This window comes from Herbaspirillum sp. NPDC101397, assembly GCF_044767325.1.
Lineage (GTDB): Bacteria > Pseudomonadota > Gammaproteobacteria > Burkholderiales > Burkholderiaceae_D > Herbaspirillum.
The window spans coordinates 636,530-653,984 of record NZ_JBIWNS010000002.1 but is presented as its reverse complement, the minus strand read 5'-3'; the positions used below and the strand labels follow the sequence as shown (position 1 = coordinate 653,984).

At 61.0% G+C, this 17,455-nt stretch carries 16 protein-coding genes, 1 other RNA gene and 1 riboswitch; of the genes, 2 read left to right on the top strand and 15 right to left on the bottom strand.

Features of this window, described 5'->3' with window-relative positions; genetic code table 11:
- Positions 1-44: 44 nt before the first annotated feature.
- The 8 genes from ybgF to ACIROW_RS07680 all read right to left on the bottom strand — a co-directional run bounded on the left by ybgF (position 45) and on the right by ACIROW_RS07680 (position 6,140).
- A complete protein-coding gene (gene ybgF / locus ACIROW_RS07715) occupies positions 45-815 on the bottom strand; it encodes a tol-pal system protein YbgF (protein WP_402273725.1) in 771 nt (256 codons plus the stop codon).
- A 5-nt stretch (positions 816-820) separates the two neighbouring features.
- Complete coding sequence (gene pal, locus ACIROW_RS07710) at positions 821-1,348, bottom strand: peptidoglycan-associated lipoprotein Pal (protein ID WP_402273722.1); 528 nt, start codon at positions 1,346-1,348, stop codon at positions 821-823.
- Between the two features lie 39 nt (positions 1,349-1,387).
- On the bottom strand, positions 1,388-2,698 hold the full coding sequence (gene tolB / locus ACIROW_RS07705) for a Tol-Pal system beta propeller repeat protein TolB (RefSeq protein WP_402273719.1): 1,311 nt from the start codon (positions 2,696-2,698) through the stop codon (positions 1,388-1,390).
- Entirely contained in the window at positions 2,698-3,624 is a 927-nt protein-coding gene (gene tolA, locus ACIROW_RS07700; protein ID WP_402273716.1) for a cell envelope integrity protein TolA, read from the bottom strand. Before tolA ends, tolB begins: the two co-directional genes overlap by 1 nt.
- Before the next feature lies 1 nt (position 3,625).
- Positions 3,626-4,054: an ExbD/TolR family protein gene (locus tag ACIROW_RS07695; RefSeq protein WP_402273714.1), complete on the bottom strand. Its 429-nt coding sequence runs from the start codon at positions 4,052-4,054 to the stop codon at positions 3,626-3,628.
- On the bottom strand, positions 4,054-4,755 hold the full coding sequence (gene tolQ / locus ACIROW_RS07690) for a protein TolQ (protein ID WP_053200711.1): 702 nt from the start codon (positions 4,753-4,755) through the stop codon (positions 4,054-4,056). The genes ACIROW_RS07695 and tolQ overlap by 1 nt, the downstream gene beginning before the upstream one ends.
- Positions 4,756-4,901: 146 nt before the next feature.
- Complete coding sequence (gene ybgC, locus ACIROW_RS07685; RefSeq protein WP_402273711.1) at positions 4,902-5,375, bottom strand: tol-pal system-associated acyl-CoA thioesterase; 474 nt, start codon at positions 5,373-5,375, stop codon at positions 4,902-4,904.
- A gap of 12 nt (positions 5,376-5,387) precedes the next feature.
- Complete coding sequence (locus tag ACIROW_RS07680; RefSeq protein ID WP_402273709.1) at positions 5,388-6,140, bottom strand: SDR family oxidoreductase; 753 nt, start codon at positions 6,138-6,140, stop codon at positions 5,388-5,390.
- Between the two features lie 158 nt (positions 6,141-6,298).
- Positions 6,299-6,402: riboswitch (ZMP/ZTP riboswitch) on the top strand.
- Between the two features lie 169 nt (positions 6,403-6,571).
- On the opposite strand from ACIROW_RS07680, the gene glyA reads away from it, so the two are divergent.
- Together glyA and nrdR are read left to right on the top strand one after the other, a co-directional pair.
- Positions 6,572-7,819, top strand: coding sequence for a serine hydroxymethyltransferase (gene glyA, locus ACIROW_RS07675; RefSeq protein ID WP_402273707.1), 1,248 nt, complete (start codon positions 6,572-6,574; stop codon positions 7,817-7,819).
- 126 nt (positions 7,820-7,945) lie between these two features.
- Positions 7,946-8,428 carry a transcriptional regulator NrdR gene (gene nrdR, locus ACIROW_RS07670; RefSeq protein ID WP_053200704.1) on the top strand — a complete coding sequence of 161 codons (483 nt, stop codon included), beginning with the start codon at positions 7,946-7,948 and terminating at the stop codon, positions 8,426-8,428.
- 119 nt (positions 8,429-8,547) lie between these two features.
- Here nrdR and ssrS read toward each other — a convergent pair.
- From ssrS to ACIROW_RS07635, 7 genes are all read right to left on the bottom strand, one after another.
- Positions 8,548-8,725, bottom strand: a non-coding RNA gene (gene ssrS, locus ACIROW_RS07665) — 6S RNA.
- 239 nt (positions 8,726-8,964) lie between these two features.
- The gene (locus ACIROW_RS07660) at positions 8,965-9,279 is read right to left on the bottom strand and encodes a cell division protein ZapA (protein WP_402273703.1); all 315 of its coding nucleotides are present in this window, start codon (positions 9,277-9,279) and stop codon (positions 8,965-8,967) included.
- Positions 9,276-9,506 (bottom strand): DUF904 domain-containing protein, encoded by a 231-nt coding sequence (locus tag ACIROW_RS07655; RefSeq protein ID WP_402273701.1) that lies wholly within the window; start codon positions 9,504-9,506, stop codon positions 9,276-9,278. Before ACIROW_RS07655 ends, ACIROW_RS07660 begins: the two co-directional genes overlap by 4 nt.
- A 168-nt stretch (positions 9,507-9,674) precedes the next feature.
- Entirely contained in the window at positions 9,675-10,526 is an 852-nt protein-coding gene (locus tag ACIROW_RS07650) for a hypothetical protein (protein WP_402273698.1), read from the bottom strand.
- Between the two features lie 15 nt (positions 10,527-10,541).
- Positions 10,542-12,935: a tetratricopeptide repeat protein gene (locus ACIROW_RS07645; RefSeq protein WP_402273696.1), complete on the bottom strand. Its 2,394-nt coding sequence runs from the start codon at positions 12,933-12,935 to the stop codon at positions 10,542-10,544.
- The gene (locus ACIROW_RS07640; protein WP_402273693.1) at positions 12,932-15,091 is read right to left on the bottom strand and encodes a glycosyl transferase family protein; all 2,160 of its coding nucleotides are present in this window, start codon (positions 15,089-15,091) and stop codon (positions 12,932-12,934) included. The genes ACIROW_RS07645 and ACIROW_RS07640 overlap by 4 nt, the downstream gene beginning before the upstream one ends.
- Before the next feature lie 15 nt (positions 15,092-15,106).
- Positions 15,107-17,398, bottom strand: coding sequence for a hypothetical protein (locus ACIROW_RS07635; protein ID WP_402273691.1), 2,292 nt, complete (start codon positions 17,396-17,398; stop codon positions 15,107-15,109).
- Positions 17,399-17,455: the final 57 nt, after the last annotated feature.

Below are 17,455 nucleotides of genomic sequence, written 5' to 3'. Positions count from 1 at the left end.
TATTATATGCAAAATCGATCAATCGTGTCAAACGCACAGGCAAACTATTTCAACGTCGCCAGTTTTTCCTTGCCTGTCTGCGCCGCCGGACTTTCCGGATACTTTGCAATCAGCGCATCCCAGGCCTTCTTCGCTGCCGCCTTGTCCTTGAGCTCGACGTAAGAACTGCCGATGTTGAGCATCGCGTCCGCTACCTTGGGGCTGTCCGGATAATTCTTCACCACGACTTGTTGAGCGGCGATCGCTCCCTTGTAGTCGCGTTGCGCATACAAAGAGTTGCCGACCCAGTATTGCGCCGACGGCGCGTAACCGGATTGCGGATAACGTTTCAGGAAGTCGTTGAACGCTGCGCCGGCGCCCTTGTAGTCGCCGCCCTTGAACATGTTCAGAGCCGCGTCATAGGTCTTCTGCTCATTCAGGTCGACGCTGGATTCCTTGCCGTCGATCGTGACTTTTTGCGGTTCCAGCTTGCGCAGGCGCGCATCCAGATCGACATAGAAGTCTTTCTGGCGTTGCTGCGTATTGGCGAGTTCATTGCTGAGGACTTCGACCTGGCCGCGCAAGCGGGCGATTTCCTGACGCAATTGGTCGTTTTGATCGGACAGGCTCAGCGCGCTGCTCTTGTCCGATTTGTTGGCGACATCTTTTTGCAGGGCATCGATCTTGTTGCGGATATCGAGGATGGCCTTGCGCGCTTCTTCATCGTCAAACAAGCCTGCGTGCGCCGTTGCCGGCAACACGGACAGGCTTGCGACAGCGGCCATCATGGCCGCTGCGGAAAACGACTTGAGCGCAGTCTTCAGGGAAGTGCGCATAAGTCTTATTGGTAAGCGATGTCGGAACGACGGTTTTCAGCCCATGCTGCTTCGTCGCTGCCCAGGGCCTTCGGCTTTTCCTTGCCGAACGACACTGCTTCAACTTGCGCATCGGACACGCCCAGCAGGACCAGCGCCTTGCGGACTGCTTCTGCACGCTTTTGACCCAGCGCCAGGTTGTACTCGGTGCCGCCGCGATCATCGGTGTTGCCTTGGATGATGACCTTGCGATCCTTGTGCGAATTCAGGTACTTGGCATGTGCTTCAACGACCGAGCGGAATTCGTCCTTGACGGTGTAGCTGTCATAGTCGAAATAGATGCTGCGCTTGGAGAGGATGCCTTGCGGGTCGTTCAGCGGGTCGGAACCGGCATTGACGGTGTTGACTGCGCGTGGATCTGCGCCGCCGGTGGTGGCGCCTGTGCCGGCACGGTTTTCAACCGGGGCGTTCTTGTCGTCCAGTTTGGTGGACGAGCATGCCGCCAGCAGCATGGCTGCCGAAAGAACGATTGCAAAAGAACTGAATGTACGCATGTGAAACTCCTTGTGTCGTGAATGAATGTGAATAATTGTTTATTTCATGAACGGCCCCCAGGTTGGCTCCCTGACATCGCCGACCTGGGTTGTTAAGCGCTGTTTGATCCGGCCATCAGTGGAAACGATGGCCAATGACCCGCGACGACCTGATTCCGTCGCGTACATGATGTATTTGCCGTTTGGCGAGAAGCTGGGCGACTCATCTTTGACGGTATCGGACAGGCGTTGTTCCTGACCGTTGGTCAAATCCAGCGCGTAAAGCTGGAATTTGCCTTCGCGGCGCGAAATAAACGCCAACGTCTTGCCGTCCGGGGAAATCCGCGGGCTGATGTTATAGCTGCCGCCGAAGGTCACGCGCTGGGCGTCGCCACCGTTCGGGCTGACCTTGTAGATCTGCGGGCCGCCGCTGCGGTCGCTGGTGAAGTAGACGTAATTGCCATCCGGCGAGAAGCGCGGCTCGGTGTCGATGCCGGCGGTATTGGTCAGGCGGCGCAGGCCGCTGCCGTCGGCGTTGATCACGTAGACCTGGGTCAGGCCGTCGCGGGTGAGCGCCACGGCGAGGCGCTGGCCGTCAGGAGCCCAGGCCGGCGCCGAGTTGCTGCCTTTGAAGTTGGCTACCAGCGTGCGCTGACGCGTCACCAGGTTCTGGATGTAGATGACCGGTTTCTTGGCTTCGAAGGAAACGTAGGCGACCTTGCCGCCGTCCGGCGACCACGACGGCGAAATGATCGGCTCGTTGGAGCGCAGGGCGACTTGCACGCCTTCACCGTCGGCATCGGCCACTTCCAGGCGGTATTCCTTGCCCGAACGTGTCACATAGGCAATACGGGTCGAGAAAATGCCGGGGATGCCGGTCAGTTTTTCATAGATGTCGTCGGCGATCTTGTGCGCGGTGAGGCGGATCAGCTGCGGCTGGCTGCCGAAGGACAGCGCCGACAATTGCGCCGCCTTGATGGTGTCGAACAGGCGATAGCGCACGTCGAAACGGCCGTCGGCCAGGCGCTGCACGCTGCCCACGGCAAGCGCATTGGCGCCGCGGTTCTTCCAGTCGCCATAGTTGATGGCGGAGGCGTCGGACAGCGAGTCGCTGTTGTCGATCAGCTTGAAGACGCCGCTGCGTGCAAGGTCGGCCTTGACGATGGAAGTGATCTGTTGCGGCCCGGCTTCTTCGCCCGGGAAGGCTGCGATGGCGACCGGGATCTGGCTGGCGCCGACACCGGAGATTTCAAAGCGCAATTCCGCATGTGCGGCGGAAGCGGCGGCGATACCCATGACGGTCAGGGCAATGCCGGTGAGGTGGCGAAGACCATGCGGTGCGTTCAGTGCTATGCGCGAGTTTTTGATCATCAGTTCTGATCCTTCGGGTAGTGTTTAAAGGTAAAGCTGTTCGGCACCTTGCCGTCCTTGTCAGGAGGGAAAGGTTGCGACTTGTTGATCGCTTGCTGGACTGCTTCGTCAAAGCCCGGAATGCCGGATGACTTGTTCTTGCGGATGCCGCGCACCGTGCCGTCGGGCAGCAGTTCGACTGTGTATTCTACCGCCGGGTTTGCACTCAGCTCGCCGGGCATGTCGAAGATGGTGTTGGAGCGGATCTTCGCGCCCAGCTTGTTGCCGTAGTCGGCCGCGCCGCGCGGGCCCTGCGACTGCGCAGCCGTGCCGGTGCCGCCGCCTGCGCTGGTGGCCTGGCCCATCATGCGCTTCAAGTCATCCTGGCGGCGTTGCTCAGCGGCCTTGTTGTCGGCGGCTTGCTGCTTCTGTTTCTTCTCGGCGGCGAGCTTCTCGGCTTCGGCTTTCTTCTTGGCCTCGGCGTCGTCTTTCTCTTTCGCCAGCTTCTTGTCGGCGTCGATCTTTTCCTGTTTCTCTTTCTTCAGGCGATCGGCTTTTTCACGCTCGAGCTTGGCTTCTTTTTCCTTCTCGTCGCGTTCTTTCTTTTCCGCTTCCTTGCGCTTCTTTTCCTTCTCTTTTTCGAGCGCGATGTCAGGCTTCACCACGGGCGGTTCTTCCACCTTCGGTGGCGGCGGCTTGACGGGTTCAGGTACAGGAACAGGCTGCGGCGTTGGCTTCGGCGGCTCCGGCTCGGGCGCAGGTTGCGGCAGCGGCGCCGCTTCCTTGATGTTCGGATCCCAGATTTCCGCTTCGACGGTAAGCGGCGTTTCGCTCTGCCAGCTGATGCCGAACCAGAGGAAGGCCAGCAAGGCCATGTGGACCACCACCGCCAGCGCGATGGCGCGCCAGCGGCCCGGTTGTCTCGGTACTTGGTAAGGAGTGCTCATATTACTTCGTTGCCAGTCCCACGCGTGCGATGCCCAGCTTCTTGGCGGCGGCGATGACCTGCACGACTTCGTCGTACTTGATTTCCTTGTCGGCGGAAATCATCACCGGCATGTCCGGGTTGTCAGCGTGCAGCGCCTGCAGCTTTTGCGACAGGTCGGGACGGCCGGAGGCGGTCTGCGTTTCACCGCGCTTGGGGCCGTTGACCTTGATGGTGGCCTTGGCGTCCGGTTTCAGCGCAATCTCGATGTATTCGCTCGGCGGCACGGTCGACTTGCCGGCGGTCGGCAGGTTGATCACGCTCGGGTCGTTCACCGGCGCGGCCACCATGAAGATGATCAGCAGCACCAGCATCACGTCGATGTACGGCACGACGTTGATTTCCGATTTGAACTTGCGGGGACGTCCCCCGCGCATGGATGAGCCTGCCATCAGCGCGCCTGACGTTGCAAGATGTTGGAGAATTCTTCGATGAAGCTTTCGAAGCGGATCGCCAGCCGGTCGATGTCATGCGAGAAGCGGTTATAGGCAATCACCGCAGGGATCGCGGCGAACAGGCCGATGGCGGTGGCGATCAGCGCTTCGGCGATGCCGGGGGCGACTGCTGCCAGCGTCGCCTGTTGCACGTTGGCAAGGCCGCGGAAGGCGTTCATGATGCCCCACACCGTGCCGAACAGGCCGACGTAAGGCGACACCGAACCGACCGTCGCGAGGAAGGCCAGGTGAGATTCCAACGCATCCATTTCACGTTGGTAAGCGGCGCGCATGGCGCGGCGGGCGCCGTCGAGCACGCCGGTCGAATCGATCGCCGCGCCTTTGCCGACTTGCGCCTTGGCCTTGTTGAACTCACCCATGCCGGCCTGGAAAATGCGTTCTAGCGCGCCGCCGTGACCACCGCCCTTGCGGCGGTTGGACAGCGTGTCCTGGTACAGCGCGATCAGGTTGCCGCCGGACCAGAACGAGCGCTCGAACTCTTCGGTCTGGGAGCGCGCGCTGCGGATCGTGAACATCTTGCGGAAGATGTAGGTCCAGCTGAAAACGGAGGCCAACAGCAACAGCAGCATGACAAACTGCACGATGACGGAAGCGTTGGTGATCAGAGCAAAGAAGGATAGATCTTGAGTGACGTTCATGGAGGCGTGTGGGGTCGAGGTTCAGTACAGGGTTCGGTTTGGCGCAATCTGGCGTTCAGTCGGAGCTCAATTGTACGTGCAATTTTTTTCAGTCTCGTCGCGGCAGGTGTAAAGATGCCGCGGCGGTGGTGCGTGGCGATGATGAATTATAAATTTCCCTTGAGGCGGGCCAGCATTTCTTCCGGAATGGCCTGGGGCCGGAAGTTGGCGGCATTGACGCAGGCAATCTTGATTTGGCCGCGCGCCAGCAATGTTTGTTCTGTTCCCTGGAGGCGCCAGGCCTCTTGTACAAAAGACATGGACGCGTTGCGGAACTGTTCGACCACGACGGTCAATTTCAGTTCATCGTCAAGGCGCGCGGGCGCAAAGTAGTCCACCGCGGTGCTCTTGACCACGAAGATCAGGCCGCTCGATTCGACCAGTGCCTGCTGGGAAAAGCCCAGCGCGCGCAGCCATTCGGTGCGCGCGCGCTCAAAGAACTTGAGGTAGTTGGCATAAAACACGACGCCGCCGGTGTCGGTGTCTTCATAGTAGACCCGGACCGGCCACGAAAAAGCGTCGTTGCTGTTACTGCTGCCGACGCTGTTGCTGCTATTGTTTTTATTGGTTGAATCGGACATTGAGGCGCGTTTTTACTGGGTGCGTTTGATGTTCAACGGACCGAAACCTTGGCAAGTTGGCATCAGTTCGATGTAGTTGATATTGACGTGCGCCGGCAGCGTGGCGACCCAGAAAGCGGCTTCGGCGATATCGACGGCGGTCAGCGGCGTGGTGCCTTCATAGACCTTGGCGGCGGCGCCGTCGTTGCCCTTGAAGCGTACGTTGGAGAACTCGGTGCCGCCACACAGGCCTGGCGCCAGATTGGTGGCGCGCACGCCGGTGCCGACCAGATCAGCGCGCAGGTTCAGCGTGAACTGATCGACGAATGCCTTGGTGGCGCCATAAACATTGCCGCCCGGATATGGATAGGCGCCGGCGATCGAGCCGAGGTTGATGATGGTGCCGGTGCCGCGCTTGACCATGTTCGGCAGGATGTGATGGGTGACCGTGACCAAGCCCTTGACGTTGGTGTCGATCATGGTTTCCCAGTCTTCCAGCGCCACTTGGTGGGCCGGCTCGAGGCCCAGCGCCAGACCGGCGTTGTTGATCAGTACGTCGATGTCCTGCCAGCCTTGCGGCAGCGACGCGAGGGCGCTCTTGATCGAATTCTTGTCGGTGACGTCCAGCACCAGCGGCAGTACCTTGTCGGCGCCGAATTCGGCGGCCAAGGCGTCGAGGCGGTCCTTGCGGCGGCCGGTGGCGATGATCTTGTGACCATTTTGGACGAACTTGCGCGCCATTTCGGCGCCGAAACCGGCTGTTGCACCTGTAATCAAAACGATCATCTGTAATTCTCCCTGTTGGCGTAGGACGATGCATGTTTGCATCAATAACCCGAAATTGTAGCCCAAAGCGCCGCTGCGCGAGATGCAACGCTTTCCTGGCCCGGGTATTAGGCAAATCTTGCCGAATCCTGAGGCATCCCTTACAATGCCCAGACCATTTCGTCTCACGTGACTGGCGAAAAACCGGGACCTTGTTCCGGCACAAGATGGGTATCCATCGGGAAGCGTGAGATTTCATTAGCCGTGCGCCTGGGCAGCCCTGAATGGAAAGAACGATTGAGGCTGCCTGCAATTCCCTTATTCATCCTGGCCCTCATTCGATTTGGAAGTCCTCAAGTCGGCATTGCCTATTGTGTTTTTGGCGCTACCAGGCGTTTTTAGGCGCTACCGGCTGATGTGCTTCAGGCGCACCCTTATCCATTGGAGAAATCATGTTTGCAAAGAATCACACCATCGCGAATGTCGACCCGGAACTGTGGTCCGTCATCCAGAAGGAAAACGTCCGTCAGCAAGAACATATCGAGCTGATCGCTTCCGAAAACTACACCTCGCCTGCAGTCATGGAAGCGCAAGGCACGCAACTGACCAACAAGTACGCCGAAGGCTATCCGGGCAAGCGTTACTACGGCGGCTGTGAGTTCGTCGACATGGCCGAGCAACTGGCCATCGATCGTCTCAAGAAGCTGTTCGGCGCCGAAGCCGCCAACGTGCAACCGAACTCCGGTTCGCAAGCCAACCAGGGCGTGTTCTTCGCCATGCTCAAGCCGGGCGACACCATCATGGGCATGTCGCTGGCTGAAGGCGGTCACCTTACCCACGGCATGGCATTGAACATGTCCGGCAAGTGGTTCAACGTGGTGTCCTACGGCCTGAACGACAAGGAAGAAATCGACTACGAAGCCATGGAAGCACTGGCGCGCGAAAAGAAGCCGAAGCTGATCATCGCCGGCGCCTCCGCTTACGCGCTGCGCATCGACTTCGAACGTTTCGCCAAGATCGCCAAGGAAGTCGGCGCTTACTTCATGGTCGACATGGCGCACTACGCCGGTCTGATCGCTGCAGGCGTTTATCCTAACCCTGTGCCGCACGCCGACTTCGTCACTTCGACTACGCATAAGTCGCTGCGCGGTCCACGCGGCGGCATCATCCTGATGAAGGCCGAGCACGAAAAGGCCATCAACTCCGCGATCTTCCCGGGCATCCAGGGCGGTCCGCTGATGCACGTCATCGCCGGCAAGGCCGTGGCATTCAAGGAAGCGCTGTCACCTGAGTTCAAGGAGTATCAACAGCAAGTCGTGAAGAACGCCGATGTGCTGGCCAAGACGCTGATCAAGCGCGGTCTGCGCATCGTCTCCGGTCGTACCGAATCGCACGTGATGCTGGTGGATCTGCGTCCGAAGAATCTGACCGGCAAGGAAGCCGAAGCGATTCTGGGTTCGGCCCACATGACCTGCAACAAGAATGGCATTCCTAACGATCCTGAGAAGCCATTCGTGACTTCCGGTATTCGTCTGGGCAGCCCGGCGATGACTACTCGCGGTTTCAAGGAAGCCGAAGCGGAACAGGTTGCCAACCTGATCGCCGACGTGCTGGACAATCCGCATGACGCAGCAACCATCGAACGCGTGAAGGCTGAAGTCAAGAAGTTGACTGATGCCTTCCCGGTCTATGCAGCGTAATCGGCAAGCAAGGCAATGAAGTAACAAGGTAATTGTTTGATCCTGCGGCCTTCGCTGTTGCGAAGGCTGCAGGCGCAGTAAGATGGTCTCCGGTATCCAACCTGTAGTCTGCTTCGATTTGCCTCTATGAAATGTCCGTTCTGCAATCATGACGACACGCCCGTGTTGGACACGCGCCTCTCCGAAGAGGGGGACGCGATCCGCCGTCGTCGCCGTTGCGCCAATTGCGACAAGCGTTTCACGACGTATGAGCGCATCGAACTGACGATGCCCGTCATCGTCAAGAAGAACGGCAGCCGCAGCGAGTTCGATCCTTCCAAATTGCGCGCCAGCCTGATGCTGGCGTTGCGCAAGCGTCCGGTGTCGGCCGAAGCGGTCGATGCGGCAATTCAGAGCATCCAGGAAAAACTGTTGTCCAGCGGCGCCCGCGAAGTGGTGTCGGGGCAGGTCGGCGAGCTGGTGATGCGTGAGTTGAAGCGTCTGGACAAGATCGCGTACATCCGTTTCGCGTCGGTCTACAAAAGCTTTGAAGACGTCACCGAATTCCAGGACGCCATCGCCGAAGTCGGCCAGGAGCGCAAGGCCGCCGCGAAGAAACGCAACGACTGACGTCAGTCATTGACGTCCTGGCATGCGCCTTGTCGCGCATGCCATCCTTCCTCATTCACATTTCCGATTCCGCGCAGGCATAAAAAAAGCGACTGTATTTCTACAGTCGCCTTAGTAATTCAGTCCCGCCTGTGCCGCTATGCTGGCATCCTGAACCAAGCGGTTCAAGTTGGCTGCAGTTAGTTTAATTTCGGGTTCATCGGACTAGCGACGCTCACGCCCACCAAACAAAATCCCACAGCCTGTGCACATAAATGGTTCAAGGAATATAAGCATTCGCGAACACGGCAGGAGACTTAAGTCTACTCTATTCGGGATTCTTGTCAAAGCCTTTGCGTAAAAAAGCGGAGGTATTTTCACTCTGTGACAGCTGTAAATCTTTCATACGCGTGAGGCAACATCCGTGCACATTAAAATGCCGGGCCAAACCGTTTCTCGTGGATCAATAATTGGACAGGAGGGAGGGGCGTTTGCGGCGCGTGCATGAGTGCACGCGCGCAAGAAAACAGAGGATATGAAGAGTAATCCGGAAGCCGTCAGAACAATTTTTCCTGCGGCGCCAGTGCATCGTCGAGCACGCTATGCATGGACGCGATGCTTTGCTTCCACTCCGCCACCGTCAGCCCGGCGAAGGTGCCGTCGCCGCCGGGTTGGGTCGACAGCAGTTCGGCGGCAATGCCGAGCGCGGCCATCACGGCGATGCGATCGTTGCCCTTGATCTTGCCGGTGTCGCGGATCGCGCACATTTTTTCATCGAGGTAAGCCACCGCTTGGCGCAGCGTGGCTTCTTCATCTTCCTTGCACACCAAGGTGTAGGCGTGGCCCATGATGGAAACGTTGATTTGCATCATGCTGTCTCCTCTTCATTGTCGACCAGCGTCGGCGCTGCGACCGGGAGTTTTTCCAGCAGCGCAGCGACGCGCTGATGCGCTTCGTCCATACGCTGCGACAATTCCGCGTTTTCGGTGGTCAGGGCCGCAACGTTAAGACGCAGGTCGGCGTTTTCACGGCGCAGCGATTGCGTCATTGCGGCGAGTTGCGCGACTTTCTCTGAGAGTTGGTGGAATTCGGAGCTCATGGCCTCAGCTGTAGTGCAAAAGATGTGCGCCATTATATTCTGTTGGCGGCGTCCGGCACGACAAATAGCGCGACGGTTGCAGAAGGTTACAGAATTCCTGGCGTGATTTTGCAACGCTGCGGATTGTCCGCGTAAAAAGAGCGTGAGTTGTTGTCAGAAAATTAATCGTTACGGCCGGCGCAGTTGCTCCACCAGCCTGTCCGGCAGGTAATGCGGCCCGTCGAAGAGCGACACGCGATAGCCGTGATAGGTATGCAGCTGTGGCCGGATCTCTTCCGCGGTGGCGCTGCGGAATCCGCCGCCCGGCAACGGCCGGAACATTTCCGCGATTACGCGCACGCGCGCTTGGCCGAGCCTTTTGGACAGCACCTCGATGTAGTGAAGCGCAACACGCGGCTCGCGCGCATACACGCCGACACCGTCCTGGAAAAATACGCCGACGTCAGGCGGCAGCCACTTGAGCAGGCCGTCTGCCAGCGCGTCGGGGCCGACGTTGGCGCTGTCGTACACGGTGATCCATAGCGGTCGCGGCAACTTGGCGAGGAGCGCCGCCAGCCGTGGCGCTTCTTGCCAGGTCGGATCGATTTCCACCGGGAAGTACCAGCCCGTCACATGCAGAGGTGTCGGCAAGGCGGCCAGTCTGGCGGAGTCGGCGGCGAGTTGTTCGATATCGGCGCGCGCGGCTTTCTCATCAAAGCGACCGGCCAGACCGACGATGACGTCGCGTGCCCACGGCTCCCTGGCAATGCGCTCCCAATCGGGAAGCTTGGCGGCGGTAGGCATGGCGCTGCCTGGGACGAAGGCCGTGCCGTCGACCGCCGTCCATTGCACCAGCAGTTCACTTGCGCCGAGGCGGTCCCAGTTGCCGCGCGGCGCGATGGTGGCGTTGTCGGGTTGCCAGACGACGCCTCCGACCTGCACCGGTTCCGGCGCAGAATTGCAACCGGCGCAGGCAGCCAGCAGCAATGCTGCAGCGATGGCCAGCGTGGCGGTGCGCAATCCGTTGATGGTAAAAGTCAAACGTCCTCCGGTCGCTCAATAAGACAGCGTGGTCGTCATGAAGAACCCGCGCGCGCGTTCGTCGCCGCTGATCTTCATGCGATATTGCAATGAGACTTCCACGTAGGAACGCGGCGCGTGATAGGCATCTTCGCGGAACCAGTATCGCAGATTGACGCCCGGACCGATGCCGGTCGCGCTGCGTTGTTGATTCAGCGAGTTGTAGTCGGTATTGAGTGTCAGATGCGGAAACACCACCAGCCGCGGGTCCACCCCGTCGAGGCGGAAGCTGCGCCCCGCCTGCAGCGAAGCCAGCCCATAAGTCTGCGGATGCTGCAGATAGTGGCCGGCCTCGGCATACCATTGCGTGGTCCACCATGAGAGGCGGTCGACGCGCAAGTCGGTGCCGATACCGTCCGAATATGCCAGTTGGGCCAGCCAGTCGCTGCTCGCCTGCGATCCGATGGGGATCAGGCGGCCGAACGAGACCACCACGTTCTGGCTGCTCCACGGTTTCCAGCGCGCTCCCACGGTGGCTTGCGCCGTTTGCGTGCCGGTAGCGCCGCGGCTCTTATCCTGCAAAGTCTGGAACACGCGTCCGAATATTTCAACCGTGCTGCCGTTGCGGTAGCCGAACGGCCGCCAGTATGCTTCGGCTCCTGCTTGCAAGCTGCCGTTGTTGCCCGAGGCGCCGGGTTGCGCGCCTGCTGCGGCCGCGCTGCCTGCGCTGGGGCCGCCGCCGCTGCGCGTAAGTGATGCGATGAAACCGAATTCGCGGTCGATGGTTGATACGGCGCGGCGTGTGTCGAATTGTTGTTGTGCGCTTTTGTTTGCAGGATTGGTGTCGTTGGCGGCATCGATGCTGCGCTTGAAATACGCCAGCGCGCTGCGATCATCATGCGCCCGCGTTGCCGCGAAGGCGGCGTCGTCCAGCGCCTGGTCAGGAAGTTTTCCGGAGCGGTCAGCCTCGCTGAAAGCGGCATGTGCGGCCGCGTCGTCGCCGGCGCTGCTGGCGAGATAGGCCAATTCCAGTGGACTCAGCTGATCCAACGCACCGGAGCGTCGCGCTTCATCGAAGACCTTGCGCGCTTCAGTGCGACGATTCAGATGCGCCAGCAAATCGATCTGCATTGTCGGCGGCAGGCCGCCCAACGCCAGCGCTTCAGCATAGTCCTCGCGTGCAGCGGCGGCTTTGCCCAATCGTTCACGGATTGCGCCGCGCTGCGCCAGAAGCACGGCATCCTGGCCTTGGCCTTGCGCCAACGCGTCGTTTGCAGCTTGTTCTGCTGCAGCGAAGTCGTTGGCATCGGTCAATGCATCCAGCAGCAACACGCGGTAGTCCCGATTCTGCGGTGCGGCCGCGATGGCCTTGCGCGCATGCATGGATGCTGCGACATAGTCCTTGCTGTCGAGCGCCTGGTAGGCCAGCGTCGCCTCGTCATAGCCGCGATCACGGGGAGGCTGGCCGGCCAATACCCGACAAGCTGCGGGGTTGGAGCAATCCAGCTCAGGCGTCGGCAGGTTGCGCGCCAGCGTCGTGCGCGATTTCTGCGTGTCGGAAATGAAGCGCTGCACGTTGTCGCGTTCGTCATTGCCGGCTAGCGTGGCGGCCGATGAAAAGTCTTCGTTCGCTGCTGCATCTTTTCCCAGGCGCTGATAGGCGTAACCACGCAGAAGGAGCGGTGCAGCTTGTGTCGCTTCACGCGCATGTGCATCGGATGCTGCAACGATGGCCTCATCCCATTGCTCGCCGCGCAGCAACGCCACGATCAGCATCAACCGGTACGAGAGATTGCTGGGTGCATAGCCGACGGCGTCGCGGATGGCGGCGAGTTCGCCCGCGCCATCATCGTTGCGACGCGCATTGAATGCTTTCGCCGCGGCGCGGGCCGCGAGTTCACGTCGGACTTCATCGCGACGCTGCCGCAGCGTCGTGTTGCCGACGACCTTGCCGGCGCCTTCATCCAGAGAGCGATCGGCATCTTCATAGCGATCGTCGGCGATCAGCGCATTGCCCAACAACAGCCAATAGGCAGTGTTGTCGGGCGCCTTATCCGCAGCATCGCGCGCCAGTCGCACCGCATTCCGATAGTCCTTGCGGCCATAAGCGGTGAAGGCGGCGTTGGCGTCCCGATAGCCGGCGTCGCGCACCGTGCTTGGCTTGTCGCGGGACCGGGTTTGCTCCTGCCGGATCTTTTGCAGTTGTTCACGCAGCGCGGCGACGTCGGGACGCAGCCGTATTGCTTCGCGCAATTGCGCTTCGGCGTGCCGGTAGTCGCCGCGCGCCGAAGCACGATAAGCGTCCTGCGCCAGTGCATAGGCTGGGCCGCTCAAGGGCAGCGGCACTACGCGCATTTGTGCATGGACTACCGCAGGCGCGAGCAGTATGGCCAGTGCGGCGCCAAGTCTGAATCTGTGGAGGATCGTCATGCTGCCTGCCCGTCGTTGCGCTGGAACAAGCGGCGCTGTTCGCGTACGGCTTGTTCAATGGCGTCGCGTGAAATCACCGATTGCGCCACCAGGTAGTCGCCGATGCGGCCGTGCCGGTCCGGCTGGTAGCGTTGCATCGCGGCGTCGAATACGGCGCGCGACAGCAGGCCACCGCCAATCAGCAGGTCGCCCAGTAGCGGCACCCCGGCTTCAGTCTGATTCTTGTCGAAAGCATTGTGCTGACCGTGCAGCAGGCGCAGGCCGGCCGCGATTTCCGATTCGCGCGCAACCATCGGAAACGGCGGCAGACCGAGTGCGGCTTCGAGTTCCGCGCGCGCCTCGTCGCTGAGCGCGCTGGCCACTGCAATGCGCGCCACATGGCGATCGCCGATGGTCTCTTCGCCGATGTACAGCGCGCGCAGGCGCGTGGCGATTTCGCCGGGCAGGGCGGGGGCGTGCTGCTCGACGGTGTCCTTGTCGAGTCGTACGCGCGGCAGGTTTTCCTGATAGGCGAGCGCCTCGGCCAGCGTTTCTTCGTCGAGCCAGCCGTGCGACACCATGACGGTACCAAGTGGGAGATGGGTGCGACGTTGTTCTTCCAGTGCTCGTTCCAGCGTGGCGTCATCGACCGCCTGCCAGGTCTTGAGCAGGTCGCCGAGACGGCGACGCGGCACCGCCAATCGGTCTTCGCTCGGAAAATCATGCATGGTCTTGTCCCAGGCCAGTGCCTTGCCGGCAAACAGATACAGCAGGAACAGGCGCCATGCGCGCGCCACCGCCATGAAGTTGACGAAGTTCGACACCACCATGCGCGGCAGCGACATCAGCCCGTGCCGCCAGCCGTACAACTGCGCCGTGAAGTAATAACGATGCCCGAGGCGATTGACCATCGCCAGCGCATTGAGCAGCAGCACAGTGCGCCACCAGCCGTCGCCGGCCAGCAAGGGCGGGTAGAAAATCTGCCAGAGATGGAAAGAAGTCGCCGCCGAGAACAGCATGAACTGCAGCGCCAGCACATATGCCAGCATGCTGACGAAGGCGGTGACGATGCCCTTGCGATCACGCAGCAGCAAATAGCGCGCCGCCAGCGAGCCCTTCCAGCCGATCTGCTCCCAGCTCTGCAAGCCGATGCCGAGCACCCAGCGCGCTTTCTGGCGATAGGCCTGGCGGAAGGTGTCGGGAAAATACTCGCGCACGCTGAGCGGTACTTCCAGCGAGTGCGTCTTGCCCGCACCATCGCTGAACCACGGCTTGCGCTGCACCGTGAACTGCACCGGGAAGCGCGCAAAGATGGTCTGCATGCCCATCTGTGACAGCCGCGTGCCGACTTCATAATCTTCGGTCAGGCTGGCGGTGTTGAATGGCTCGCCGCCGGTCTCCGCCTGCAGGCCGAGCAAGGCGCGACGTGAGAAGCAAGTGCCGACGCCGGCGGACGGCACCGAGCCGGCCACGCTTTCGCGCACCAGCATGTCCTTGGCATGGCTCTCAGCGAACTCGTCCATGTAGGTGCCCGCCACCAGTTCATACCATTCACGTTCGAGCGACGCCACCGGCAGCTGGATCATGTCCTTGCGCGGCAGCAGGTAGTTGAAGAATTTCAGCTCCAACGGATGCAGCACGTCTTCGCTGTCGTGCAACACCACGCCGGCGAATTCCATGTCGCGTGCACGCTCGTAAGCGAAGATCGCCTTGACCACCCAGTTGAGGCAGTCCGCTTTGCAGGTTGGTCCGGCGTGAGGTACCTCGACGCGATGCAATTGCTTGTAGCGTCCGCGCATGCGTTCGACCTGTTCGATGGTGGCGCGGTCGTTGACATAGGTGCCGACGAACACCACGTAACGGCGGTAGTCTAGTACCGCCACCATGTTTTCGATCATCTGCGCGATGACGTCGTATTCCAGCCAGGCCGGCACCATGATGGCGATCGGCTGTTCATCGCGTTCGCGCAGTTGCGCGACGGTCAGCGGCGTGGCCTTGCGTTCGATGGTGAATTTCCGGTACAGGCGGCGTGTCCAGTACCAGACGTCGAAGAAAAAATCGTCAGCGGCGGAAATCAGGATGACGATGGCCACCATCGCAGCCGAGATTTCCAGCGCGGCGTAATAATTCGCCGTCAGGAAATCCAGCTGGGCCGTGGCATTGGCGGTGCTGAACATAAGTCCTCGCTACCGTCAGGACGGGTCGTGCGGTGGCGTCGGCGTGTCGTCGCGCTCAGCGGTGTGCTTCTCTGCCTCCTGGCGCGCCAGGTGACGGCGACGCACGCGATTGGCCAGCACCAGCATCATGATGAACAAGGCGACGATGAACAACGGCACCGCCCACCACAGCACGTCGGACACGTTCAGGCGCGGAGCATCCTGCACCGAGTCGCGGCCGGCAGTGTCGTCCGTATTGATCTCGGACAAGAGGCCGCTGCCGCTGACTGCAGCCACATTACCGCTTGAAAGCTGGAAGGGACGTTCCAGCACCGGCGCTTGCGGGCCGACGCTGCGATAGACCACGCCTTCCTTGCCGCCGACTTTCACCACTTCCAGCGCGCCGAAGCGATTGAGTCCGCTGACGTCGAGCAGGGGCTTGTGCGAGCTGTCGTTGAGTACCAGCGTGTTGCCGCTGACCTCGATCATGTGCTTGCTTTCCTTGAGCGGGACATCCAACGCCAGGAAATGATTTCCGGGAGAGATTTCCTTGCCGTCTTCCGCCACAACCAGCTTGCTGTTGGCCGGCGGCAAGCCGGTGCTGGCAGCCAGCATGATGACGTTTTGCAGCGTGCTGTCGGCATGTGCGAGGTAAGCCTGCGGCAGCACGATGTCGGCGCCGCCGGCGAAACGTCTGACCATGCCGGTGAAGTTGGCGTCGGTGCGTGCCTTGCCGAGCTTGAGGTGGCTCGACGCCAGCACGGCTACCGGGAATGCCTGTGGTGTCTCGCGGCAGTTGTCGCTCGATGGCTGACGCACGAAGGCGACCTTCAACTGGTTTTGCGCCGCCAGAGCATTCGCCGGAATCTTGGCGACAATCCGTTCGGGCCGTCCGTCGGCTTGCAGATGTTTCGCGCCCAGCAAGACGTCGTTGAGCGAGACCGATACCACCGGCGGAGTGCGTCCGGCGCCAGGAGCGGCCGAGACGTCGAGCACCAGTTCGGACGGCACGCGGCCGTCGCTGGCGACTTCGGCGATGTCGAACGAGGCGGTCCAGTCGGCACGGCTCATGACGTCGAAGCTGCCCGGGACGCCGCCCAGATTCTTGAGCAGGATGAAGGCTTCTTCGCTGTGCGGGCGATGCACGGCGCGCACGGTCAATGCCGGCGCACCGCTGATGTTGCGCCAGAAATTATCGAACAGGCCGGCGAAGTTTGCGCCCGCCTGCGGCGCCACCAGGATCACCGGACGGCCGAATGCCGACACCAGTCGCAACTCTTTCGGATCGAGGCCGGTAGTGTCCGGTTCAAGGCGCTTGCGCCATTCGCGGAAAGTATCGACCGCGTCCGGCGCAGTGCTGCGCAATTGTTCCTGCAAGGCATTCAAAGCTGTCGAGATGGCGTTGAGCAAGGCAGGATCACCGACCACGATGTCGCCGCGCAATTGCGCATCGGCGCCATTCTGACCAAGCGCCAGCAGCGCGCCGATCTCGGCCTGGTCCTTGAGCGTGTGGCGGCCACTGCCGGTGAGCGCCGCAAAGGCGGGAACGCTGCGCAGCGCGGCGGGTATATTCAGGCGGCCAAGGTCAATGCTGTCTCCGATCGCTGGCATGACGGTGACGGTGCTGTGCTTGCCGGCGCGCTCCAGAGCCACGCCGATGCGCCAGGCGGTGTCATACGACTGCGCCGACAGGTGCTTGCTGCCGACCATGATGGCCGTCACCGCCGGCAAGGCGCCCCAGGCGGTGCGTAGGTCAGCAATGGCCTTGCTGTCGTAGCGGTAGCTGAAGCTCGATTCCGGCGCCACGCGCAATACGTTTCCCGGTGTGCGTGGATCGGAGCAATTGGTCTGGCCCGCCAGCATCGTGGTCCAGTTCACACCGAGTTTGACGAAGCCGTTGGCGCGGGGCGCGCCATCGATGCCCAGCGTCATGCCGGCGTCGCCTTGATCGGCGGTCATGGAGCGCGCTGCGGCGGGATAGGTATCCACCGCCAGCACCATCGTGGTCCGTCCGCCGTCGGCGCGCAGATAACCGGCGCGCATGTTCAGGGCGGCGTCGGACAGCGGCACATTGGCGGGGACGGGAAGATAGATTTCGCGACTGCTGTCATTCGACGCAAGCACCAGCGGTGTGGTGAAGCCGAGACTGGAAAGCGTCTCCTTGCGCGTGATCCAGGTGTCGTCGCTGAGCTGGCGGAATGCTGCGGCGACACCGCCCGCGGGTGCGGAATATGCAGGAGAGGAAATCAGAAAAGGGGCGCATATCGGCATCAGCGAAATGGCGCGTAAGACCTGGCGAAGTATTGTTGTAGGACGGTCTGTATTCATGGGTTCCTGTGACGTGAAGTCTTGGCCGGAAACCGCACAGCGACGGGGGTGTGCGGT